Genomic DNA, 23,832 nt, shown 5'->3' with positions numbered 1-23,832 from the left:
CAGCGGCGCAACCTATGGTGCTCACTACTCCCCCAATTCGTGAGCGCCATGCCCTTCCTCGCCCGTACCCACCCTCGCCTCTCAGCCGCCGCCGTGCTCGGCCTCGCCGTGGGCATCCTGGTACCCGCCGATACGCTGGCCAGCAAAATTTTGATCGGCTGGAACGCCGGGGTCTGGACCTACCTGGTGCTGATGCTGTGGCTGACCAGCCGTGCCAAGGCAGAGGACGTCAAGCGTATCGCCGAGGTCGAGGACGAAAACGCCGGCCTGGTGCTGTTCACGGTGTGCATCGCCGCGATCGCCAGCCTGGCCACCATCACCTTCGAACTGGTCGGCAGCAAAGACCTGGCGCCCACCGAACGTCTGTTGCACTACGGCTTCACCGGCTTGACGGTGATCGGTTCATGGCTGTTGATCGGGGTGATCTTCAGCGTGCACTACGCCAGGCTCTATTACACCTGGAACGGCAAGGAGCCGGCGCTGCGCTTTGCCGAAGGCTTGCTCACGCCCAACTATTGGGACTTCCTGTATTTCTCCTTCACCATCGGCGTGGCGGTGCAGACGTCCGATGTCGGCGTCGCCACTCGTGGCTTGCGCAAGGTGGTGCTGGGGCAATCGTTGATCGGTTTTCTGTTCAACACGGCGATTCTGGGCTTTTCGATCAATATCGCCGCAGGCCTGTTTGGCTGAGTTGCACAAACCTTCTAGACGCCTGGCCGCCCTTGGGCGCTAATGGCATTACACATTCATCCTCGGTGTTTTTATGGCCGCGCACAATTGGATCGACCTGTCCCAGGACGCCGACACCGGCATCGAGACCCTGCGCGCGCATTTCGAGGGCCACGCCTACGATCCCCACTGGCACGACAGCTACCTGATCGGCGTCACCGAGCAAGGCGTACAGCAATTCAACTGCCGCCGCACGCGCCACAACAGCGTGCCGGGCCAAGTGTTCCTGGTGGAACCCGGTGAATTGCACGACGGCGACGCGCCCACCCCGGACGGCTTTACCTATCACATGCTGTACCTCGACCCGCACTGGTTGGCGCGTGAAGTGAGCGCCGTGTTCGAAGAGGCGCCGCTGGACAGCCAGTTGAGTTTCGCCAGCACCTTGACCGGCGATCCGCGCCTGGCCCTGGCCACCAGCCAGGCCTTTCAAACCTTGCACAGCGGCGAGCTGCGCATTGTGCGGCAACGCGCCATGGACCAATTGCTGGAGCGCCTCACCGGCCACCTCTACTGGCGCATCCGCTACCGCGAGGACCCGCGATTGCCGCAGGTGGCGCACAAGGCCAGGGAATACCTGCATGCCCATCTGCACGCAGACATCGGCATGGACGAACTGGCTCTGGCCTGTGGTGTCGACCGCTTCCGCCTCAGTCGCGCCTTCAAGAGCGCATTCGGCCTGCCGCCTCACGCCTACCTGGTGCAACTGCGCCTGGCTCACGCTCGGCATTTACTGGGCAAGGGCGAGCAACCGGCGGATGTGGCGATTGCCCTGGGTTTTGCCGACCAGAGCCACCTGGGCCGCTGGTTTGTGCGCGCCTACGGTCTCACGCCCGCCGCGTACCGCAGGCGTTGCTCAAATGTTCCAGACAGGTAGCGTTCAGGCCTGTGAAGATCGACTCCATCAATCGATTGTTGGGAGTCGCCCGCCATGTTGCCGTTTATCCTGTTTGCCTTTGTCGCCTCCATCACCCCGGGTCCTACCAATATCCTGGTGCTGAGTAACAGCGCACGGTATGGCTTTAAGGCCGCACTGCCGATCATCCTCGGCGCCTGCCTGGGTGCAGCAGGCATCGTGCTATTGGTGGGCTCCGGTGTGGGCCAGTCACTGGTGCATTTGCCCAAGGTACAAAGTGCGATGCAGTGGGCCGGCGTGGCCTGGCTGAGCTATCTCGCCTGGCAGATTTTCAGCGCGCCAGTGGAGGCCTTGGACGTACAGTCAGCGCAAAAGCGACTGGGTTTCAGCGGTGCCGCCAGCCTGCAATTGATCAACCCCAAGACCTGGATGATGGCGCTGGCAGTGGTCAGTGTATTTGCGGGTAATGGTGCAGAGCGCCAGAGCCAGGTAATGACCCTGTCGATGGTTTTTTTCCTGATTTCTTTGCCATGCCTGGCAACCTGGGCCGTGCTGGGTGCGGGCTCAAGCCAGTTCCTGCGTTCGCCAAGTGCCATGCAACGCTTCAACCGCTGTATGGCCCTGCTTCTGCTGGGTTCAACCTGGCTGAGTGTAGTGATCTGAATGTAAAAAAGGGGAAGCCATAGCTTCCCCCTGTTCAATCGAACGACAACTTCAGAAGTCGTACCGCACGCCGAAGTTGACGCCCCAAGGCTGGTCGATCTTCTTGCCTTGGCTGGTTTCGAAGTCGGCATGCAGCTTGACGTTCTCCGATACGGCCATGGCTACACCGGCCGCCAGCTCGATACGCGAGCCGGACAGGTCGTTGTTGAAGCTCTGGTCGTTGATGAACACCTTGTTGCTCTGGTCAAACTCGTGGGCGACCGCAGTACGCAAGTAAGGCTGCAGGATACCGCCGCTCTCCAGTTGGATGTTCTTGCCCGCAGTCACACCCAGCTTACCGACCACCGAACTGGAACGATCACCCTTGGCGTGCAACCCATTGGTCAGGTCGTAGCTTTGCGCCTGGGTGATGGTGGCCGACAACTGCCCATAAGGCTCGACGAAAAAGCCGTCGTCCAGCTTGATATGGCGACCGAACTCAGCCGAGGCGCCCACGGCGTTTTGCGCGTAGTTGCCTTTGGCTTTCTTGCCATCGCTCATAGTCACATCATTTTCAGTGTGCAACCGGTTGAGCTTGGCCACACCGTCGAAGTACAGACCGCTTTCAGCGTCCATCCAGGTGGCATAACCGCCCACGTAGTAGCTCTTGACCTCGCCGCTGCTGCCACGGTTCAGGCTTAGATCGGAGACGCTGTGACCGGCCATCATACCGGCGATCCACTGGCCGTCCCCTCCGGACAACGGCGCGTCGGCACCGATGGTGAAGCCCTTCTGGTTTTGCGTGTAGCCCGCACCGTTCTTGTTGGCCGCCACATCGAATTTGTTGCCGTAGCTGCGCATCCACATACCGTTGCCCGCGCCTTCGCTGAAGCGCAATTCGCCCATGCGCGTACGCAGGATGCTCATCTCGCCATACAGCACGGTCGGCGCGCTGTTGAACAAGGCCAGCACCGAGTGGGCGGTAGTACTGGTGCCGCGACGGGAGGGGTCGAGCAGCCAGTCGGTACCTTCTTTCTTCAAGCCGTAATCATAGGCGCCAATATCAACGGTGCCGCCCGCCAGGGCGAACTGCGCATCACCGCCTTCGGTGTGCACCACCTTGATCGGCTCGCCCTTGGCCAGTTCGGACCCGGTGGCCGCCAACAGCAGGCTGTGGTTACCTTCGGCCTTGCCCTGCACGTTGAGGAAGTCGGTCTGGTTGGTGGAAAAGTCGGTGTGCATGATGAAGGTGCCGTTACCGTCCAGGCTCTTCACATCCAGTTGGTAAAACTCGTTCGGCGCGCCGAATTCCACTGAGCCACCGCCCATTTTCAAGGCGTCAACATTGCTGTTGCCGACCAGCACCCACCTGGACGCTTCGTTCACGCTCAATTGGGCGACGTTCTTCAACTGGCCGGTCAGAAAGGCACCGTTATTGAGTTGCACTTTTGCCTGGCTGCCGTCTTCGACCACCACGTCGCCGAACAACGAGCTGCTGTCCACGTTCAGGTTGGCCGTGGAGCCACCGGTGACTTCGAGGAGATTGCCATTGCCGCCGATCAGATTGGAACCATTGCGCACCTGGATGTCGGCGTTGCTGCCTTGCCGGGTGAGAATGGCCGCGCCGCTTTTGCCTTCAACGCTCGATCCGTCCAGCACCAGGCTGTTGCCCAGTACGCCGGAGGTGCCGTCTATACCCATTTGCACACCGTTCTGCCCGCCGACAATCTGGCTGTTGGTGGCATAGGCCTGACCGCTGAACAGGGCAATCCCCACACCGGTCGCACCGGTGGCTTCAACCTTGGTATCGACCAGGTCAAGTACGCTGTAGGCGCTGGCACTGGCGCCGCGCTGCGTGCCGGTGATGGTGGAGTTAACCACTCTGATTTTAGAGCCCACCTTGGACCCGTCTTGCCGGCCGGCGACCAGCCCGCTGCCGTTTTTGTTGAGGATATTGCTGTTGGTGACCAACACATTGCTGTCGCTGGACTGCACGGCGGCATTCGCGGTGCTACGCGCAATGACATCGGAACCGTCGATACGAACAGTGGACCCATAGGCAGTAATGTCCTGGGTAGAACTGCCCGGCTCAAGTGTCAAGGTTGCGGACTGACTGGTAATGTTCTTGGTGACGGCACCCTTGACGGTAAAGCCCGAGCCTGGTCTTAACTCAAACGAGTCCGGGGTAGGTCCAGGCACGACGAAATCGTCAGGCTTGGTGATGACACGGGCATCGGCGGCATGTGCTACAAGCATCAACAAGGTGACAGCGTTGACTTTCAACGCCAGGCTTAAAGGCGATGGCTTGAAATTGAATACAGTTGACATTGAATGGACCTCTGGGTTGGCATTCCTTCACGGAAAAAATCTGGCCGGTTCCAAAGTGCGCGGGAGCCAGCCGATCGAGCGGTGCCAAGGTATCCAGAGCGCTTACCATTTTATGTAGGATTAGTCTTAAGCTGCCGTATGAATGCGGGTTTGGGCCCGGAGTCAACACATAGTTTCTTTGTCAAAAAAAAACCTAAGAGCCGGGTCTGCCGCTCTTAGGTCTGGACCGTTACACCCAACTAGCTATGCGGGTACGGCAGTTCCATCACAGAAAGTTCCCGCAGTGCCTGGTGCCCCAGCTCTGTGACCACGGGCACGATGGAGCGCCTCATCGGAGTCCAAGGGACCGCCAGAGAATGGGATGCTGTACCAGAGTTTCATCGAACCCATAAGGCGCGCAGCAGCGTTTGGTTGAATGGTTTTGAAGATGGTCGCGTAAGGTCCCAGATTCATTTCGAACCCGAGGTTTATATCAGTTTCCGTCAGGATGGTCCTGGTAGCCAGGCCAACAGCAGCGCCAACGGGCGTTGTTCCGAGGTCATCGCTATAGCCCTGCGAATGCAGCGTCACCACCATATTGATTCGAAACTCATTGCTGGGTGGAATAAACACCACCAAGTCGCCAGGGGGCGGCCCGACAGGCCTGAAACTTTCGCAATTGATGAAGCCGGCTGCGTTGAGGTTTCTCACCCGCGGTGCGTCCAGCGAGATAACGATCGCAGTCACATTGACAGGTGTGAGAGGCGACTGCTGCGAATTGGTAGTGCCTGTCGACTCAATCGTGTAATACGCCAATTTGTTGGTACCGTTTTTACCGTCGAAGATGGCGACCCACGGAATAACCATATCGACATCGTCGTTAGCGACCCCACCGGTTATCAAGCGGGAATCAACCATATTTCCGTTATAAAAAAGCTTGATCGTAAAGTCTCTGGCGTCAGGTGTCGGTGGTTCATCCCACAGTCTGATTCGCGCGATGGCATCTCTGGACGCATGCGCCGGAGTCAATTGGTCGTCATCCGGCCCTTCAGTGCCGTCCAGCCGCACACCTATCACACGCACCCGATTGAGCTTGGTGTTGATCGGATCGGGACCCTCCGGGGTTGGGCCTACGACAAACAGGTCCAGGTCCGTCGTCGCTGTCAAGCCCGCCGGGTAAGGGACCGAGCGGCGCCTGACCGCATAAGAAACCGTCAATGCCAGCAACCCTGGCGTGGCCCCGTAGAGCGCGACCAGCGTCGCGTAATTGACATGCACGGGAATCGGAAAAATTGCGCTTCCAACCGGAAAGCCGGGCAAGGTTTGCGTGCCCAGGCTGGTGGTGAGGGTAATAATCAGTTCATCGTCCGCGCGCAGCACATTATCGTATTGGGGAATACGCACTATCGCGCCGTTGAGTGCCGCCGCATCAGCACGGTTGATCAAACCATCGCCGGGAACCGCCAAGTCGATGGTAGGCTCCCGAAAATTGCCGGGTTTGGGAAACAGGCTCACATCCAGGTTAAACGCGCCAGACAACCTCGACTCATTGCCCGCCGCATCCACAATCACATAGCGCAAACTATGCAAGGCATCCGGATGGTTTTGAACCACCGACAGCGGTAAAGGCAAACTGAGGTCTGCAGGGATCGTCCAAAACGGATCCGGGTTACCGACTACCGGCAAATACGGATCATCCGAATTTGCAAAGTAAAGCAGCGCCCTGTCCCCTGGGGCTTTACCTTGCCCCACATAATCGGGGAATGTGAAGATTGCCGTCTGATTGGGCTGGCGCAAGAAGTATTCGGCATCTACGCTTTCGGGTAAATCAGCCGGGGGAATAGGCTTGGGGATGGTACCCACCCAACTTGCATAGGCCGGCTCAAGATCGATGATGAGCAATTGCGGGTTGGACTCGGTACTGTTGCCGACACTGAAAACTTCTATACTATATTTCAGCTTATTGATACCGACAGGGCGCCGCCCGCGTACAACATTTACTTCCAGCCCGGTTGCCGGAACATTCGCTTCCGGGACGATGATAGGGTTTGCCCAGTCCGCCTGGTCGTTGGGCTGGACCCACAGCTTATAGACATCAGGTTCCAGCGGATTGGTACTGAAATCATCCGGCCGCGGAATGCTTACCATCATGTCTTCGGCCAGAGCGACGGATTTGGTGATCAACCCGGGAAATCCGGACACCTGCCCCTGCAGCCTGGCGTCAGGCAAGACCGACAAGTCCGGGTTAGCTTTGCGTTCATTTTGGAAATTGCGAATAGCGTCCAACGTTTGCCTTTTCATGATATCTCCATGATTCTTCAGGTAAGGGTAACTTCGAGGCGAGAGAATCCGCGCCCTACAACATTGCGAAAATGCCTAGCACTCGCTCAATAACAGCAGCCTAAACTTCAACCTATAAAACACTGCAGTAGCTTTAACTTATTCAGGCAAGACGCGGGTGGCTTGCCCCGTCGTTGAACAACTAATAATGTCACCCGCCTTACAATAGCCGCCGGCAGAATAGTTTAAATCGATACGAATTCTTCTGGGCACGGACTCGCCGATCAATAGGCCACGTCGCCTGACTTGATAAAACACTTGAGCGGAACCAAAGTCGTGCATCGGTACAACTTTCTCTTCATAGGGTGCTACCGTAAAGTCCAATCCATTGATCAAGTCATACTCGCTATCAAAGGATTTACTTTCAGCATAGCGAGAGTCTTCAATCACCGGCCCCTCCCAATTATTCGTGGCGTATCCAGCCCAGAAAAACCTCACGACATCATCAAGTTCAAAGCGTTGATCATTGGCTATATGCCAATGCACGCCATAAAGCACCTCGGGCTTTGAGCAACAGGCTAAATAACCGGCTCCGCCGACCAGGGTATGTTTGAGTATCGGCGCTGGAAATGAGATCAGCGTGCCGGTATTGACATTGACGAAGGTGTTTTCAGACTGTTGCTCATTCACACCATTACTGGTGGTGTAGTACACGGGCAAGGCAGGATGAATAAAACCCGCCATGACCGCCCAGGGAATGACAGTGGAAAACACCAACTGCCCTTCGACATCCCCCGCTTGAACCGTGTAGGACGCGACCGGCCCGACACCGTTCCAGAAAAACCGCAGGACTTGCCCCTGCTCCGGCTTTTCATACAGGAAGACACGGGCCCGTGCGCCGGCAGGGTTGTCATCATGATTGACCACATTCGGGAGGTTGGACACCAGCCCGCGGACCTCTGCCAGGGGTAAATCCGGATTCAGCAATGCCGGCGCATTGGCGTGGTCCTGCCCGGCGATGGTCAGGTTCACATTCACGCGAATGGCAAACGAAGGAAAGGCGGGCAGCGTGCCGCGAATAATCTCATAGCGTACCGGCACCGTTTCCGGCGCCAGCGTATCCGTCAGAGGTCCGCGCAACACCGGCCATGAAATCGGCACATCGGTGGGGAAGCCGTCAACGGGATGGAGCGACGTGGGCCTGCCTTTCCAATACACCACAACCTGATCCCCGGGTGCCCAGCCGTCATAGCTGCCGATCCGCACAAAAATCCCGGCCCTGGCATCTTCGCGATTGATCAACAAGTCGGTGTAAAGCTCAGGAGGATAGATTTCGGGAAGCGGCGGATTAGAGGGCAAAGGGATCAGGCCCAGTTGAAACGGAAGGCCCGCACTGCGATCACTGAAATTGCCGGCCTTGTCGAAAATGCGAAAAAAGATATAAGCGGCACCATTGACCAGACGACGAAATACGTCGGCGGGCAGATACGCGATCAGGGGCTCGCCACTCGATACCCACTCGTACACGCCGTCCTCACGCGCGACCGGTGGGTTGGCCAGATTGGAGGTGTAAAAGTGAAGGACGTCGCCATCGCTGCGCCCCCTGTAAGCCGGCACATGAAACGCCACCAAAGGGTTGGCGAGCAGATAAGCCTCGTCCATCACAGGTGAAGGGGGCACCACAAACTCCAGATGATCCGCAGGATCCAACAACTGCGGCTCATCCATATCCACGGTGAGTGTGCGTTTGGGGTCCAGCACAGTATCGCCGCCAAATGAGTCCGTGACTGAGTAATAGAGCTCAACGGGGCCCGATAAAGCGCGCAGTACCACCACCGGGACAAACATCTGATGCTCGATCGGCAACGGGGGGGGCGGCGCATTGATCTCCAGGAAGTCGCGATAGACCACCGCACCGCCCCGTGCCCAATACAGCGTCAGGATATGGGGTGTATCCAGTGGTTCTGGTGGCGGCCCCCACTGGGGAATAAGCACCTCAAGCGGTGCAAGCATCAGCGCCGCCGGAATCAGGCCCTCCAGATCCAGCGGGTCCACTCCGGGAATAATCATCGGGGCCAATGCCAGAGGCCCGTTGTCATACAGCCTGGAGCTGTCGTCGGTGATAGCCGGTTCGTCGGTATCGGACATAAATATTTCCTCAACATTGCAGCCGGGAATAACCAGCGATCACCGTATAAGCCGGCCTGGGGTTGTAGAAATTAAAGCCTCAATCACACCCGTTCGATACTGTCAGAACTCACAGGTGTAGCTATCCATTCGTCGGATTCCAGCCGGTCACAAACGCAGATCCATTAGGTTTTTTCTTGACGACTCGCACGGTGTGGTGTCTTCTGAAACCGGTTTCAGCCTGACCCACAATTTTCTATTCCAATAAGAAAGGCCCGCCACCGTGACTTCATTTTCCGCCGCCCAGCGCAGCCGTGTGACCATGCTTGATGTCGCCGAGCGCGCAGGTGTGTCCAAGGCCAGCGTGTCGCGTTTTATCGGCGATGACCGCGCCCTGCTCTCCGATGCCATCGCCCTGCGCATCGAGCAAGCCATCGATGAACTTGGCTACCGCCCCAACCAGATGGCGCGTGGCCTCAAACGTGGGCGCACGCGCCTGATCGGCATGCTGGTGGCTGATATCCGCAACCCCTATTCCATTGCGGTGATGCACGGTGTCGAAACCGCCTGCCGCCAGCATGGCTATAGCCTGGTGGTATGCAACACCGACCGCGATGACGAACAAGAGCGCCAGCATCTGGCGGCGCTGCGTTCGTACAACATCGAAGGGTTGATCGTGAACACCCTCGGCCATCACCTCGACCAACTGCTGGAACTGCAACGGGAAATGCCCCTGGTGCTGGTGGACCGCAAGGTCGAGCCGCTGCACAGCGACCTGGTGGGGCTGGACAACCCGGCGGCGGTGCGTATGGCGCTGGAACACCTTGAGCAGCAGGGTTATCGCGAGGTGCTGCTGGTGAGCGAGGCGACCGACGGCACCAGTTCACGGCTCGAACGCCTGCACAGTTTCAAAACTGAAGTCGCCAACCGCCCGGACATGAACGGCGCCGTACTCGAGTTGAACGACGCGCTGGAAAATCACCTGCGCGTCTTCCTGGCCAAACCTGCGCGCAAAGCGCTGTTCTGCGCCAACGGCGTGGCGGCGCTGGCGTGCACCCGTGCGCTCAAGGCGTTGGGCTGCCACCTGTTCAACGATATTGGCCTGATTGCCCTGGATGACCTCGACTGGTATCCGCTGGTGGGCAGTGGCATCACAGCGCTCGCCCAGCCGACCGAGGCGATTGGTGCCAGCGCGTTCGACTGCCTGCTCAAGCGTTTGCGTGGCGATACAGCCCCCACGCGTACCCTGGATTTTTTGCCCCAACTGATCATCCGAGGCTCCACCCAACTCCCTGTGGGAGGGGGCTTGCCCCCGATTGCGGTATATCCGTCAGCTTAGCTGTAGCTGACCCAACGCTATCGGGGGCAAGCCCCCTCCCACATTTTGTTCTGCGCATAAAAATGAAACCGGTTTCAGAGGTAAACAACAATGCATGAATATCCCGTCTCCATCAGCCTTTCCAGTTACGGCGCCGATCTGGTCCGCCAGCAGGGCCAATTGAGTTTTGTCGCGCTGCTGCACGCCGCCGGTGCCCGGCGCATCGAATGGCGTGAAGAACTGCTGACCACCGAACCGCCTGGCACCCTGGCCCAGGCCGCCGCCGAGCAAGGCCTGGAGTCGGTATTTTCCTCGCCCCTGGAACTCTGGGTTGCCGGCCGAGCCCAGCCCAATGCAGACTTGGCCGCGACCCTGGACCGCGCCCAGGCCTTCGGCTCGCGCTGGCTGAAAGTGTCCCTGGGTTACTTCACCGACACCAACGACCTCGAAAGCCTGCACGCCCTGCTCAATCGCCACGCGGTCAAGCTGCTGGTAGAAAATGACCAGACCCTGCACGGTGGGCGGATCGAGCCGATGCAACGGTTTTTCACCGAGGTCGAGCGCCTGGGCCTGCCGGTCAGGATGACCTTCGACATCGGCAACTGGCAATGGCAGGACCAATCCGCGCTCACCGCCGCGCGCCTGCTGGGCCGGCACGTGGACTACTTGCACTGCAAGGCCGTGGCCCGTCGCCCGGACGGCAAGCTGGTAGCCCAGCCGCCTGGCGCGACCGACCTGCATCTGTGGGAACAACTGCTCACGCACATGACCCAAGGTATTACCCGGGCGGTGGAATTTCCGCTGCAGGGCGACGACCTGATCCAGGTCACCGCGCAACAGGTCGCCACCCTCGCCCGCCTTGGCCAACCCCGCGTGGAGAATGCCCATGTCTGAGATCGATATCCTGTCGTTTGGCGAGACCATGGCGATGTTCGTCGCCGAGCAGACCGGCGACCTGGCCCAGGTCGGCCAGTTTCACAAACGCATTGCCGGGGCCGACAGCAATGTCGCGATTGGCCTGTCGCGCCTGGGTTTCAATGTCGCGTGGTTGAGCCGGGTGGGTAACGACTCCCTCGGGCGCTTCGTGGTCGATACCCTGGTCAACGAAGGCCTGGACTGCAGCCACGTAGCCATCGACCCGCTGCACCCCACCGGTTTTCAGCTCAAGTCCCGCGAAGAAGCTGGCGCCGATCCTCAGGTGGAGTACTTCCGCAAAGGTTCGGCGGCCAGCCATCTGTCGATTGCGGCCATCAGCCCGACCCTGTTGCAAGCCCGCCACCTGCATGCCACCGGGATTGTGCCGGCGTTGTCCGAGGCCACCCGCGAATTGTCCGTGGAGTTGATGACACAGATGCGCAAGGCCGGGCGCAGCGTGTCCTTCGATCCGAACCTGCGTCCATCCCTGTGGGCCAGCCAGGCGCAGATGATCCGCGAAATCAACGCCCTGGCCGGCCTGGCTGACTGGGTATTGCCCGGCCTGGGCGAAGGCCAGCTGCTCACCGGCTTCGATGACCCGGCGGATATTGCCGCGTTCTACCTCGACCAGGGCGCCGAAGCGGTGGCAATCAAACTCGGGCCCGATGGCGCGTATTACCGCACCCAGATGGACCAGGGCTTCGTCGCCGCCGTGCGCGTGGACAAGGTGGTCGACACCGTGGGCGCCGGCGATGGTTTTGCCGTGGGCATGATCAGCGCCCTGCTGGAAAACGCCAGCTTTCCCGAGGCGGTACAACGCGGCAACTGGATTGGCAGCCGCGCCGTGCAGAGCCGCGGCGACATGGAAGGGCTGCCCACCCGCGCCGAATTACCCAGCCGATCCGTTGCTTGACCCATTACCCACTCTCCCTGTTGCCACAACTACAACAAGCTCAGGAGCAACCTTATGGAAACCGTGAAACTCGCCACCCGCCGTTGGTGGTACATCATGCCCATCGTGTTTATCACTTACAGCCTGGCCTACCTGGACCGCGCCAACTACGGCTTCGCCGCCGCCTCGGGGATGGCCGAAGACCTGATGATCACGCCGGGCATGTCGTCCCTGCTCGGGGCGCTGTTTTTCCTCGGCTACTTTTTCTTCCAGGTGCCAGGGGCGATCTATGCGCAGAAGCGCAGCGTCAAAAAGCTGATTTTCGTCAGCCTGATCCTGTGGGGCGGCCTGGCTACCCTGACCGGTGTGGTCTCCAACGCCTACATGCTGATCGTCATCCGCTTCATGCTCGGGGTGGTCGAGGCTGCGGTGATGCCGGCGATGCTGGTGTACCTGTGCCACTGGTTCACCCGTGCGGAACGCTCGCGGGCCAACACCTTCCTGATCCTCGGCAACCCGGTGACCATGCTGTGGATGTCGGTGGTCTCGGGCTATCTGGTGCAGCATTTCAGCTGGCGCTGGATGTTTATCATCGAAGGCCTGCCGGCGGTGTTATGGGCATTTATCTGGTGGAAGCTGGCCGACGAGCGTCCCAAGGACGCCAAGTGGCTGAGCGACACGGAAAAGCACAGCCTGGAAACTGCCCTGGCCGCCGAGCAAGTCGGGATCAAGGCGGTGAAGAACTACGCCGAGGCCTTTCGCTCGCCGAAGGTGATCATCCTGGCGCTGCAGTTCTTCTGCTGGAGCATTGGCGTGTACGGCTTCGTGTTGTGGCTGCCGTCGATCCTCAAGGCCGGCCTGAAGATGGACATGGTCGAAGCCGGCTGGCTGTCAGCCCTGCCTTACCTCGCAGCGGTGATCGGCATGCTGGTGGTGTCCTGGGGTTCGGACAAGCTGCAAAAGCGCAAACGCTTCGTCTGGCCGCCGCTGTTGGTTGCCTCCATCGCGTTCTATGCCTCCTACGCGCTCGGGGCTGAACACTTCTGGTGGTCCTACACCCTGCTGGTGATCGCCGGGGCGTGCATGTACGCGCCTTATGGTCCGTTCTTCGCCATCGTTCCGGAAATCCTTCCGGCCAACGTCGCCGGCGGCGCCATGGCGCTGATCAACAGCATGGGCGCACTGGGCTCGTTCGGCGGTTCGTACCTGGTGGGTTACCTCAATAGCAGCACCGGTTCGCCGGGCGCTTCGTACCTGTTGATGAGCGGTGCGTTGATGCTGTCGGTGGTGCTGACGATTTTCCTCAAGCCCGGCGCCAGCGACCGCGTACGCGAGCCCGTGGCTACCCTCGAAATGAAGGCCAATTCCTGATGAAAAAATCCGTGATTTTATACAAGAAACTCTCCGCGCCGCTGATGGCCCGCCTGCATGAGCAGGCCGACGTGACCCTGATCGATTCACTGGACGAGGCTGGCCTGGCCCAACTGCGCAGCGCCCTGCCCAACGCCGACGGGCTGTTGGGCGCCAGCCTGCGCCTGGATGCCGGGCTGCTTGATCTGGCGCCGAAGCTTGCGGCAGTGGCGAGCGTTTCCGTGGGGGTGGACAACTACGACATCGACTACCTCACCCAGCGCGGCATCTTGCTCAGCAACACCCCGGATGTGCTCACCGAAACCACCGCCGACACCGGCTTTGCGCTGATCCTGGCGACTGCCCGACGCGTGGTGGAACTGGCCGACATGGTGCGCGCCGGCCAATGGAACAAGAACATCGGCCCGGCACACTTCGGCAGCGATGTACACGGCAAGACTCTGGGCATCATCGGCATGGGTCGAATCGGCGAAGCCTTGGCCCAGCGTGGGCATTTTGGCTTCGGCATGCCGGTGATCTACCACAGCCATTCGCCCAAGCCTGCGGTAGAGGCGCGTTTTGGCGCGCAGTACCGCAGCTTGCCGGAACTGCTCAAAGAGGCCGATTTTGTCTGCCTGACCTTGCCGCTGACGGCTGAAACCGAGAAGCTGATTGGCGCTGAAGAGTTCGCGTTGATGGGGCCGGAGACGATCTTTATCAACATTTCCCGGGGCAAGGTGGTGGACGAAGCGGCGCTGGTCGAAGCCTTGCAACAGCGCACCATTCGCGCGGCCGGGTTGGATGTGTTCGAGAAAGAACCGCTCGACCACGCATCGCCGCTGCTGCGGTTGAACAATGTGGTGGCGACGCCGCACATTGGTTCGGCGACCCATGAGACACGCGAGGCGATGGCCAAATGTGCGGTGGATAATCTGCTGCAGGCGTTGGCCGGAGAGCGGCCGCAGAACCTGGTGAACGCAGCCGCCTGGAAATAGTGAACTCATGTGGGAGGTCCCACTAAGTCTTCGACGTAGCGCTGTCGCGCATCAAACTGGTTCATCGTAAGGTTGAAGAACGCGTGCGGGGCAAAGGCCGTAGCCAACACTGGTGTGACAGCACCCGAGTGGGAGAGTGGCCTGCACGGTATCGGCGTGGAGTCATTGTCGGCACAGCAAAGCTGTGACCACGTATAAGAGAGTGAATCCGCTCGCCACCGTGTACCCCGCCCGCGTCGTTCAATCCTGCGAGGAATTGTCATGACGCGCAAGAACCAAAAGCGTTTTGAGGTTATCCATCCGGACTGCGCTGCCGTTGATGTGGGCGGCAGTGAGCATTTGGCCGCTGTTGATCCGACCAAATGCGATGATCCGGTTAAGCGGTTTTCAACCTTCACCGATGATTTGCATGCCATGGCCGATTGGTTTGAATCCATGGGCGTCAAGGTGGTGGCGATGGAGGCGACTGGAGTTTATTGGATCCCGCTCTTTGAAATACTCGATAGACGAGGGTTTGAAGTCTATCTCGTGAATTCCCGTGCGACCCGGCAAATAACCGGTCGCAAGTCCGACGTACTGGATTGTCAGTGGATCCTTCAGCTCATGACGCACGGGCTGCTGCGAGGCGCTTTTCGGCCCTCGGACGATGTGTGTTCATTGCGCTCACTGGTCCGTCAGCGTGGCAATAAGGTCCGCGACCAAGCCAAGGCCCTCAACCGGATGCAAAAGGCTTTGGTCCAGATGAACATCCAACTGGCTCAAGTCATCAGCAACATTGCCGGGGTGACAGGCATGAGTATTTTGCGGGCAATCGTTGATGGAGAACGTGACCCCGAAGTACTTGCCATGCTTAGAGACAAGCGCGTCAAAGCCGACCAGGCCACTGTCGCCCGAAGTTTGCGGGGTAACTGGCGAGCTGAGCATTTGCATGCACTGAGTCAGGAACTGGCGGCTTACGACTTCCTTGAAAAACAGATTGGTGAATGCGACCAAGCCATCGCCTTTGCACTTGAACGGTTGCCTGTTCTTCAAGACGAGGTCGTGCTCCCAGCTAAAACGCTGCGCAACCCACACCGCTCCACTGAGCAGCAATTGACCCTGCATCGAGCGCTGAATAAGGTGATGGGGGTAGATTTAACCGCAATTCCTACTATCGGCATCGATACGGCGTTGGTTTTGGCTAGCGAATTGGGATCGGACTTGTCACGGTTTCCGACCTCACAGCACTTCTGTTCCTGGCTGGGCCTCGCGCCGCCAACGCGAATTTCGGGAGGAAAACCCTTGCCCGGGAAATCTCTAAAAGTGATTAACCGAGCTGCACAGGCTTTAAAGCAAGCCGCTTCTATCGCACGCAATGATAAAAGCTTTATCGGAGCAAGCCATCGGGCGCGCCTAACCCGAATGGATACTTGCTGCGCAATCAAGGCGACAGCGCATCAACTGGCCCGGCTGATTTACGCGATGCTGACTAAAGGTCAACCGTACGTTGAAAAAGGAATCGAGGAGTTTGAAGAAAAAAGCCGTGACCGGCAGATGCGCGCCTTGGAGCGCAAGGCGCGTAAGTTAGGAATGCAGCTGGTTAAAGCGGCTTGAAATTAAGAGCAAAAACAATGAGTTATTTTTTGTTTGATAAGAGGGGGCTTGCCCCCGATAGCAATGGGTCAGCTAAAAATAGACTGGCTGACACACTGCCATCGGGGGCAAGCCCCCTCCCACATTTGACCGTGTGGACCTTGGGAACCCGTGGCAGGCAAGACCGAGCAACCCTGAAGCGCTCAGGTTGAAATGCATTAAAACTGTGGGAGGGGGCTTGCCCCCGATAGCAGTGGGTCAGCTAAAAATAGACTGGCTGACAGACTGCTATCGGGGGCAAGCCCCTCCCACATTTGGATTGCATTTCAGCTTCTAGATAACGAACTTGGCCACCATTCCATTCAAATCCACCGCCAACCGCGACAGCTCATGGCTGGCCGCGCTGGTCTGGTTGGCGCCCGCTGCCGACTGCGTCGCCAGGTCACGGATATTCACCAGATTGCGGTCCACTTCGCGCGACACCTGAGCCTGCTCTTCCGAGGCGCTGGCGATCACCAGGTTGCGTTCGTTGATCAGGCTGATCGACTGGGTGATCTGCTCCAGCGCAACGCCAGCGGCGCGGGCCAGTTCCAGGGTGTGTTGGGTGCGCTGGTTGCTCTGCTGCATGGATTGCACGGCTTCACCGGTGCCGTTCTGGATGCCAGCGACCATTTTCTCGATTTCCTGGGTGGACTGCGCGGTGCGATGGGCCAGCGCCCGCACTTCGTCGGCCACCACCGCGAAGCCACGCCCGGCTTCACCGGCACGCGCCGCTTCGATCGCGGCGTTGAGCGCCAACAGGTTGGTCTGCTCGGCAATCGCACGGATCACGTCCAGTACCTTACCGATGTCACGCCCTTGCGCTGCCAGCCCTTCGATCATCGCCGCCGTGTTCTGCACATCCTGGGTCATGGTCTGGATTGCCCCGACCGTCTCCACCACCCGGTCGCGCCCTTCCCGCGCCGCCTGGTTGGACTGGCCGGACGCTTCGGAGGTGGACACCGCATTGCGCGCCACCTCTTCCACGGCTGCAGTCATCTCATTGACCGCCGTGGCCGCCTGGTCGATTTCATTGTTCTGCTGTTGCAAGCCACGGGAGGCTTCTTCGGTGACTGCGCTCAGTTCTTCGGCAGCCGACCCAAGCTGCGTGGCCGAGCCTGCAATGTGCTGGATGGTCTGGCGCAGGTTGGCCTGCATGGTCGACAAGGCACTGATCAGGCGCGCCGGTTCGTCCTTGCCGTCGTCCTCGATGGTTGTCGTCAGGTTGCCGCCGGCGATGCTTTCAGCCGCTTGCACGGCCTTGCGCAACGGCGTGACGATGCTGCGGGTCAGCAGCCAGGCCAGCAACACCGTCAGCAACGCAGCGGCGACCGACACCACGATGACGCCGGTAATGGCGCCTTCGTAACTGTGCTCTGCCTGGGAATCGGCAGCCTTGGCGCCGGCGGCGTTGAGGGCGATCAGTTTGTTCAACTGCTCGCCCATCTGGTCGGTGCCTTCCTTGATACGGCTGTTGATCAGGGCGCGCATTTCATCGACCTTGTCTTGCCTGGACAGGGCAATCATGTCGGCCTGGGCCTTGACGTAGTTGTCCAAGGTAGTGGCGAATGCCTTATACAACACCGCCTCCTCGGCACCTGCCGGCAACGCGGCGTAATGGGTCTGCGCGACCCTGGCTTTGTCCACCAACACGCCGATGCGGGCTTCGGCTTCTTGCAGGGCCGCCGGCTCACGGTTGACCAGCACGCGAAAGGACAGGATGCGCATGCGCAACACGTTTTCCGTCATATGCCCCAGGTACGTCACACTGGGCAGCTGATTGGTGCTCATGTCCAGCGAAGCCTGGCGCATCAGGGTCATGCGGTTGACCGCAAATACCCCCAAAATGACCACCAGGACTGCAATGAAGGCAAACCCGAGAAATGCGCGAGGGGCGATATTCAGATGACGCAGGGACATAAGGGGGCTCTCAGAAGTGATGTTCGCCAGCGGCCTGCCGCGAATCGATCCGTCAGCGCCAACGCGCTACCCAGACCTTGGCCACCCCTGGTGTAATGGATAGGTGGGCCTATACGGGGTATCGGCTGATGTCGACGTTTTATGCAGGCGCTTTATAAATAATTTATTACACTTCTGACGACTGGCCGTTTCTGGCATCCTGCGCCTCCCTTTTCTGACCCGAGCCCTCATTTTGTCTGACGCTCAAGCCCCCCGCCCGCGCTATAAATCCGACCTGATCTACGGCCTGGAAGACCGTCCGCACTTCACGGCGGCGATATTTGCCGCCTTGCAGCATGTGCTGGCGAGCTTCGTCGGCATTATCACGCCGACCCTGATCGTCGGTGGCGTGCTTGGCCTGGAAAGCGAAGTGCCTTATCTGGTGAGCATGGCGCTGTTTGTCTCGGGGCTCGGCACCTTCGTGCAGGCACGTACCTTCGGCCCCATCGGCTCCGGGCTGTTATGCCTGCAAGGCACCAGTTTTTCCTTTATCAGCGTGATCCTGAGTGCCGGCTTCATGGTCAAGGCCCGCGGCGGCGGCACTGATGAGATTCTTTCGACGATCTTTGGCATCTGTTTTTTTGCAGCCTTCATCGAAGTGGTGCTCAGTCAGTTCATCGGCAAGCTGCGCAAGCTGATTACCCCGGTGGTCACCGGCACCATCATCACCTTGATGGGCTTGTCGCTGATCAAGGTCGCGGTGACCGACATGGCCGGCGGCTTTGGTGCGGGCGACTTGGGCGCCGCCAGTAACATGGGCCTGGCGGCGCTGGTGCTGCTGACCATCGTGGTGCTCAATCGCTTCGACAACCCGTTCCTGCGCCTGGGCTCGATCGTGATCGGCCTGACCCTGGGCTTTGTGGTGGCGTGGTGGCTGGGCCGGGTGGACATGACCGCCCTGCCCCAGGTGCCCTTGATCAGCGTGCCGGTGCCGTTCAAGTACGGGTTTTCGTTCGACTGGGTGGCGTTTATCCCGGTGGCGGTGATCTTCCTGATTTCGCCGCTGGAGGCCGCCGGGGATCTGACGGCCAACTCGATGATTTCCCAGCAGCCGGTCAAGGGCCCGCTGTACATCAAGCGCATCAAATCCGGCCTGTTGGCCGATGGGCTCAACTCGGCCATGGCGGCCACCTTCAACAGCCTGCCGATGGTAACGTTCGCCCAGAACAACGGCGTGATCCAACTGACCGGCGTTGCCAGCCGCTACGTGGCGTACTTCATCGCCGGCCTGCTGGTGCTGCTGGGTCTGTTCCCGATGATCGGCGCGGTGCTGCAATTGATGCCCAAGCCGGTGCTGGGCGGCGCGACCCTGATCATGTTCGGCACCGTGGCCGTGGCCGGCATCAAGATCCTCGCCGAAGCCGGGCTGCACCGACGCAATGTGCTGATCGTGGCGATTTCCCTGGGGATGGGCCTGGGCGTGGCCGCCGTGCCGGAAGTGCTGCGCGACCTGCCCAAGGCGCTGCACAACATTTTCGAATCACCGATCACCGTGGGGGCGTTCTGTGCAATCTTGCTGAACATTTTCCTGCCGGAAGAGTTCATAGAGCTGCAAGAAGACGAATTCGATCCGGAGTCCTCTACCCTCAAGGTCATGCAGGACCCGGACGTCACCAAACACTAGGAGCACCTTTGTATGCGCAAGCTCATGGTTCTATCGCTGTTGCTACTGACCTTGAGCGCCTGCGCGCTGTTCCCCCATCGCGATCCGGTCAACATCAACGTGGTCGGCATCGAACCCCTGCAAAGCCAGGACCTGGAAGTACGCTTCGCCGTGAAGCTGCGGGTGCAGAACCCCAATGAAACGCCAATCGACTACAACGGCGTGGCCCTGGACCTGGAGGTCAACGGCCGCCCATTGGCCTCGGGCGTCAGCGACCAGGCCGGCAGCATCCCGCGATTCTCCGAAGCCGTGCTGATGGTGCCGGTCAGCGTTTCGGCGTTCACCGTATTGCGCCAGACCCTGGGCCTGAGCCAGACCCAGAGCTTGAATAACCTGCCCTATGTACTGCGCGGCAAACTGGCGGGTGGACTGTTCGGGACGATGCGCTTTGTCGAGCGGGGCACCTTGGATTTACCGAATACGGCGACCTGGTGAAGGGCATGCAACCGACACTCTTCACCGAACGCCTGATTCTGCGCCCGCTGGTGCTTGAAGATGCCGAGGCGATCCAGCAGCAATTTCCCCACTGGGAGGTGGTGCGCTACCTCAACGCGCAGGTGCCATGGCCTTATCCGGCGGATGGCGCACGCACCTATCTGCAACACGTGGCCCTGCCCGCCATGCTCCGGGGTGAGGAATGGCACTGGTCGATCCGTCTTAAAACCGCGCCTGAACAGTTGATTGGCAATGTCAGCCTGATGGATGAAGCGGACAACAATCGCGGATTCTGGCTGGGACCGCAGTGGCATCGGCAAGGGTTGATGCCCGAAGCCAGTGCCGCCGTGACCGACTATTGGTTTGGCGTGCTCCAGCGCCCCGTGTTACGGGTGCCCAAGGCTGCGCCGAACTTGGGGTCACGGCGGATTTCAGAGCGCACCGGCATGCGTTTGATCAAGACGGATGAGGGCGAATTTGTTGCAGGCACTTTCCCACGGGACATTTGGGAAATGAGCCGTGAAGAGTGGTTGGAATCCAAATCTCTCAAACGATAAAGATCAAATGTGGGAGGGGGCTTGCTCCCGATAGCAGCCTGTCAGTCACTGGGGCAGGTGACTGAACCACCGCCATCGGGGGCAAGCCCCCTCCCACATTTTTAATCGCGTTTAGTCAGTGATATAGCGCACACCCGGCCTGGCGCGCTCATCGACCACCAATTCGAATATATCCGGCCGGGCATAATGCCCCACCACGTCATAGTCATACCTGGCCCGCACCAACTCATCGGTATCGATCCGCGCTGTCAGCAGGCCCGCCTCACCCACCAGCGGCCCGGCCAGAATGTCTCCCATCGGCCCGACAATCACGCTGCCTCCGGCAATCAACGGTCGATCCGCCGGCCAGTTGGCGACCTCCACGCCCAACGCCGCGGGCGATGCCTGTACCTGGCAGGCGCTCACCACAAAGCAACGCCCTTCATGAGCCACGTGGCGCATGCTTACTTGCCACATCTCGCGTTCATCCACGGTCGGCGCGCACCACACCTGTACACCCTTGGCGTACATCGCGGTGCGCAGCAGCGGCATCATGTTTTCCCAGCACACCGCGCCGCCAATCCGCCCGACTGCGGTGTCGATCACCGGTAACGTCGAGCCGTCGCCCTTGCCCCAGATCAGCCGTTCGGTGCCGGTGGGCATCAGCTTGCGGTGCTTGGCCACAAGCCCGCCCATGGGCTCAAAATACAACACGGTGCAATACAAGGTGCTGCCACTGCGCTCGATCACACCGACTACCCGCCAGACCCACAGCCAGATCGTCGCCGACGCCCTGCTCGACCGCAGCCTGGACCTGGCGATCACCGCCGGCGGGTTTGCCGAGCGGCGCCTGAGTCGGCAAGTGCTCGGGGAAGGTGACTATCGCTGCCTGGTGGATCCGGACAGCCTGGCGCCCGGCCAGCAACAGCTCGACCTGGCGGAGTTCGTCGCGCGCGAACATGTGCTTGTGTCGTCGGGTGGGTTTATCGGCATTACCGATGAAGGCTTGGCGGCGCACGGCTTGAGCCGCCAGGTGTGCGCGTCCACCAGCCACTTTGCCGCCTTGGCGTTTCTGCTCAAGGGCAGCGCGGCGGTGGCAACGATACCTGGGCATGCCGCCGAGGCCATCGCTCGCCTGACCGGCTTGCGCGTACTGCCCTGCCCACTGGCATTGCCCCGTTATCCGGTCGAGCTGGGCTGGCGCACCCAGGCCCAGCTCGACCCCTTGCTGTTGAAGGTTCGCGAAGCGATCGAGGCGTGCTTTATTTAGCCGCCGCCATCAGCTTGTTGACTTCGCTGCGCACCATATTGGAAAACTCCGGCGGCGACATGCCATCCAGTTCCGCACGCACCCACTCAGCCCATTTGCCCTTGCGCTTGGCGCGCTCGCCGAACAAGCGCGCGGCTTCGCCCTTGGCCTTGCCCAGGTTGGTTTGCCACAGGTCGTAGAGACGGGACTTTTCATCTTCCAGCTCGGCGCGTTCGGCGAGGGTCTTGTTGGCGAGATTGAAGCTCATGTTGAATTACCTGCTGCACAAATAGGTGACATCTTACACTGTAGGTCGAAAAGACCCGATTTCGATTTTGCCGCAAATGGGCAGCCCGCAAAATAACTGCAACTTTTGCCAGCGCCCGATACTCCATTGTTCACTGTCACCTACACTTGCAAGGAGTCACACATGGCCCGCAAAACCGCCGCTCAATCCGTCGAAGATCAAATCAAGGATCAAGCCTTCAGCGAACTGACTTCGCTGATTGAAGAATCCGACAAACTGCTCAAGAGCAGTGCATCACTGGTGGGTGAGGAAGGCGAAACCCTGCGCGAGCAGGTCGCCATCAAACTCAAGCAAGCCTTGGACTCAGTGTCCAACGTCCGTGAGCGCAGCAAGCCGGTAGTCGATGCCACCGAGACTTATATCGGTGGTCACCCCTGGCAGACCGTGGCGATTTCCGCAGGCTTTGGCCTGGTGGTAGGCCTGCTGCTCGGTCGCCGTCACTGATAAGTATGGGCTGCGCCCAGGGCGCAGCCCCTTCAAACCGCAGCCAACGCTTGCAGCTGCTGCAGGTCCTGTACCTCAAGTTCAATCCCCGTTTCCTGCGACTTCGCCCGTGCGCGATGCCGCCGATCGCCCGGCAAGCGCCGCAACCCCGCCGCATGCATCTGCCGCACCAGTTCCTGGCTGCGCACAGCAAAGCTTTGCCCGGCGGTCTTGCTCGGGTCGATCACGATCAGCAGCTGGCCTGTCCACGGTGTACGCGCCCCCGGATGATCAGCCCAACTGAATTCGAACGAAAAATGACCGCCTGTTAACGCGGCCGCCAGCAACTCGACCATCATCGACAGCGCCGAGCCCTTGTGCCCGCCAAACGGCAACAGCGCGCCGCCTTCCAGAATGGCTTGAGGATCCTGGGTTGGCTGGCCCAGGCTGTCCACGCCCATGCCCGGAGGCAAGCGTTCGCCCTTGCGCGCAGCGATCTGCACGTCGCCATGGGCGATGGCGCTGGTGGCCAGGTCGAACACGATCGGCGGGCCGTCGGCGCGCGGCGCGGCAAAGGCAATGGGGTTGGTGCCGAACAACGGGCGGTCGGCGCCGTGGGGCACCACGCAGGTCATGCTGTTGACCACGCTCAAGGCCACCAGGCCCTCGTCGGCAAAAGGCTCAACGTCCGGCCACAGCGCGGCGAAATGGTGGGAGTTGTGGATCGCCAGCAACGCGATCCCGGCGCTGCGGGCCTTGGCCACCAGCAATGGCCGAGCGGCAGCCAGGGCGGGTTGGGCAAACCCATTACAGGCGTCTACCCGCACGAAACCGCTGGCGACGTCCGTCACCACCGGCAGCGCCTGGCCGTTCACCCAGCCGCTGGCGAGCGTGCTGAGGTAGCCGGGCATGCGAAAGATGCCGTGACTATGGGCACCGTCGCGCTCGGCGCTGGCGCAATTGTTCGCCAGAATCGCCGCGACCTCGGGCGAAGTGCCGTGCTTTACAAACACTGTTTGCAGCAAGGCCACCAGCTCAGTGAAACCGATGAACGCGCTGGCACGATCAACTACCGGGGACTGGGCAGACATCTGTAGCTCCGATTTTATAATTGGTAGAGGCAACAAGAATCCAGACCGCCGATTAAACAACGCTGCCCATGCCTGCTGTCAATGTGCACTTGAACGGTTTACCCAGTTATCTACCGCCACCGGCGCTCGCCCCGTCGCTAGTGTGGGCTT

Annotated in this window: 19 protein-coding genes and 2 pseudogenes; 14 read left to right on the top strand and 7 right to left on the bottom strand. The window is 59.9% G+C overall.

Translation table 11 applies throughout. The features are described from left to right. Nucleotides 1-48 precede the first annotated feature (48 nt). The 3 genes from C4J90_RS11045 (at nucleotide 49) to C4J90_RS11035 (ending at nucleotide 2,245) form a co-directional block, all read left to right on the top strand. Complete coding sequence (locus C4J90_RS11045; RefSeq protein WP_124362412.1) at nucleotides 49-690, top strand: DUF1345 domain-containing protein; 642 nt, start codon at nucleotides 49-51, stop codon at nucleotides 688-690. A gap of 73 nt (nucleotides 691-763) precedes the next feature. Further along, nucleotides 764-1,603: an AraC family transcriptional regulator gene (locus tag C4J90_RS11040; protein ID WP_124419757.1), complete on the top strand. Its 840-nt coding sequence runs from the start codon at nucleotides 764-766 to the stop codon at nucleotides 1,601-1,603. Between the two features lie 54 nt (nucleotides 1,604-1,657). Beyond that, nucleotides 1,658-2,245, top strand: a complete 588-nt coding sequence (locus C4J90_RS11035; RefSeq protein ID WP_124362410.1) for a LysE family translocator — start codon at nucleotides 1,658-1,660, stop codon at nucleotides 2,243-2,245. Between the two features lie 51 nt (nucleotides 2,246-2,296). Here the strand turns inward: C4J90_RS11035 and C4J90_RS11030 are convergent, their stop codons facing one another. The 3 genes from C4J90_RS11030 to C4J90_RS11020 all read right to left on the bottom strand — a co-directional run bounded on the left by C4J90_RS11030 (nucleotide 2,297) and on the right by C4J90_RS11020 (nucleotide 8,959). Then, complete coding sequence (locus C4J90_RS11030) at nucleotides 2,297-4,552, bottom strand: autotransporter outer membrane beta-barrel domain-containing protein (protein WP_124419756.1); 2,256 nt, start codon at nucleotides 4,550-4,552, stop codon at nucleotides 2,297-2,299. Nucleotides 4,553-4,795: 243 nt separating this feature from the next. After that, the gene (locus C4J90_RS11025) at nucleotides 4,796-6,832 is read right to left on the bottom strand and encodes a hypothetical protein (RefSeq protein WP_256658953.1); all 2,037 of its coding nucleotides are present in this window, start codon (nucleotides 6,830-6,832) and stop codon (nucleotides 4,796-4,798) included. Between the two features lie 138 nt (nucleotides 6,833-6,970). Beyond that, on the bottom strand, nucleotides 6,971-8,959 hold the full coding sequence (locus tag C4J90_RS11020) for a hypothetical protein (RefSeq protein WP_124414415.1): 1,989 nt from the start codon (nucleotides 8,957-8,959) through the stop codon (nucleotides 6,971-6,973). A 262-nt stretch (nucleotides 8,960-9,221) separates the two neighbouring features. Between C4J90_RS11020 and C4J90_RS11015 the strand changes: the two genes are divergently transcribed. From C4J90_RS11015 to C4J90_RS10990, 6 genes are all read left to right on the top strand, one after another. Then, on the top strand, nucleotides 9,222-10,277 hold the full coding sequence (locus C4J90_RS11015) for a LacI family DNA-binding transcriptional regulator (protein WP_124414414.1): 1,056 nt from the start codon (nucleotides 9,222-9,224) through the stop codon (nucleotides 10,275-10,277). 90 nt (nucleotides 10,278-10,367) lie between these two features. Continuing rightward, nucleotides 10,368-11,150, top strand: a complete 783-nt coding sequence (locus C4J90_RS11010) for a sugar phosphate isomerase/epimerase (protein ID WP_124419755.1) — start codon at nucleotides 10,368-10,370, stop codon at nucleotides 11,148-11,150. After that, nucleotides 11,143-12,084: a sugar kinase gene (locus C4J90_RS11005; protein WP_124370367.1), complete on the top strand. Its 942-nt coding sequence runs from the start codon at nucleotides 11,143-11,145 to the stop codon at nucleotides 12,082-12,084. The genes C4J90_RS11010 and C4J90_RS11005 overlap by 8 nt, the downstream gene beginning before the upstream one ends. A gap of 54 nt (nucleotides 12,085-12,138) precedes the next feature. Then, on the top strand, nucleotides 12,139-13,434 hold the full coding sequence (locus C4J90_RS11000; RefSeq protein ID WP_124362403.1) for an MFS transporter: 1,296 nt from the start codon (nucleotides 12,139-12,141) through the stop codon (nucleotides 13,432-13,434). Beyond that, nucleotides 13,434-14,408, top strand: a complete 975-nt coding sequence (locus tag C4J90_RS10995) for a D-glycerate dehydrogenase (RefSeq protein WP_124419754.1) — start codon at nucleotides 13,434-13,436, stop codon at nucleotides 14,406-14,408. The genes C4J90_RS11000 and C4J90_RS10995 overlap by 1 nt, the downstream gene beginning before the upstream one ends. Nucleotides 14,409-14,669: 261 nt before the next feature. Then, nucleotides 14,670-16,001, top strand: coding sequence for an IS110 family transposase (locus C4J90_RS10990; RefSeq protein ID WP_124414627.1), 1,332 nt, complete (start codon nucleotides 14,670-14,672; stop codon nucleotides 15,999-16,001). Nucleotides 16,002-16,313: 312 nt separating this feature from the next. Here C4J90_RS10990 and C4J90_RS10985 read toward each other — a convergent pair whose 3' ends face one another. Continuing rightward, nucleotides 16,314-17,939 (bottom strand): methyl-accepting chemotaxis protein, encoded by a 1,626-nt coding sequence (locus C4J90_RS10985; RefSeq protein WP_124419753.1) that lies wholly within the window; start codon nucleotides 17,937-17,939, stop codon nucleotides 16,314-16,316. Between the two features lie 232 nt (nucleotides 17,940-18,171). On the opposite strand from C4J90_RS10985, the gene C4J90_RS10980 reads away from it, so the two are divergent. From C4J90_RS10980 to C4J90_RS10970, 3 genes are read left to right on the top strand one after another with little or no spacing between them, the layout of a single operon-like run. Further along, complete coding sequence (locus C4J90_RS10980; RefSeq protein ID WP_124366648.1) at nucleotides 18,172-19,602, top strand: nucleobase:cation symporter-2 family protein; 1,431 nt, start codon at nucleotides 18,172-18,174, stop codon at nucleotides 19,600-19,602. Between the two features lie 12 nt (nucleotides 19,603-19,614). Beyond that, on the top strand, nucleotides 19,615-20,076 hold the full coding sequence (locus tag C4J90_RS10975; RefSeq protein WP_124362399.1) for an LEA type 2 family protein: 462 nt from the start codon (nucleotides 19,615-19,617) through the stop codon (nucleotides 20,074-20,076). A gap of 5 nt (nucleotides 20,077-20,081) precedes the next feature. After that, nucleotides 20,082-20,633, top strand: a complete 552-nt coding sequence (locus C4J90_RS10970) for a GNAT family N-acetyltransferase (protein ID WP_124419752.1) — start codon at nucleotides 20,082-20,084, stop codon at nucleotides 20,631-20,633. A gap of 111 nt (nucleotides 20,634-20,744) precedes the next feature. On the opposite strand, the pseudogene C4J90_RS10965 reads toward C4J90_RS10970, so the two are convergent. Beyond that, nucleotides 20,745-21,371 (bottom strand): annotated as a pseudogene (locus C4J90_RS10965) (carbon-nitrogen hydrolase family protein); the annotation flags it as partial. A 1-nt stretch (nucleotide 21,372) separates the two neighbouring features. On the opposite strand from C4J90_RS10965, the pseudogene C4J90_RS10960 reads away from it, so the two are divergent. Further along, a pseudogene (locus C4J90_RS10960) lies at nucleotides 21,373-21,882 on the top strand (LysR substrate-binding domain-containing protein); the annotation flags it as partial. Here the strand turns inward: C4J90_RS10960 and C4J90_RS10955 are convergent. After that, nucleotides 21,875-22,129: a hypothetical protein gene (locus C4J90_RS10955; protein WP_003190904.1), complete on the bottom strand. Its 255-nt coding sequence runs from the start codon at nucleotides 22,127-22,129 to the stop codon at nucleotides 21,875-21,877. The pseudogene C4J90_RS10960 and the gene C4J90_RS10955 overlap by 8 nt on opposite strands. A 162-nt stretch (nucleotides 22,130-22,291) precedes the next feature. On the opposite strand from C4J90_RS10955, the gene C4J90_RS10950 reads away from it, so the two are divergent. Then, nucleotides 22,292-22,612 (top strand): YqjD family protein, encoded by a 321-nt coding sequence (locus tag C4J90_RS10950; protein ID WP_124362397.1) that lies wholly within the window; start codon nucleotides 22,292-22,294, stop codon nucleotides 22,610-22,612. Nucleotides 22,613-22,644: 32 nt separating this feature from the next. Here C4J90_RS10950 and C4J90_RS10945 read toward each other — a convergent pair whose 3' ends face one another. Further along, nucleotides 22,645-23,682 carry an Ldh family oxidoreductase gene (locus C4J90_RS10945; protein WP_124419751.1) on the bottom strand — a complete coding sequence of 346 codons (1,038 nt, stop codon included), beginning with the start codon at nucleotides 23,680-23,682 and terminating at the stop codon, nucleotides 22,645-22,647. Nucleotides 23,683-23,832: the final 150 nt, after the last annotated feature.

The sequence above is a fragment of the Pseudomonas sp. R2-60-08W genome (assembly GCF_003852335.1).
GTDB lineage: Bacteria > Pseudomonadota > Gammaproteobacteria > Pseudomonadales > Pseudomonadaceae > Aquipseudomonas.
The sequence above is the reverse complement of the archived record's forward strand: the minus strand, read 5'-3'. Positions and strand labels throughout refer to the sequence as shown.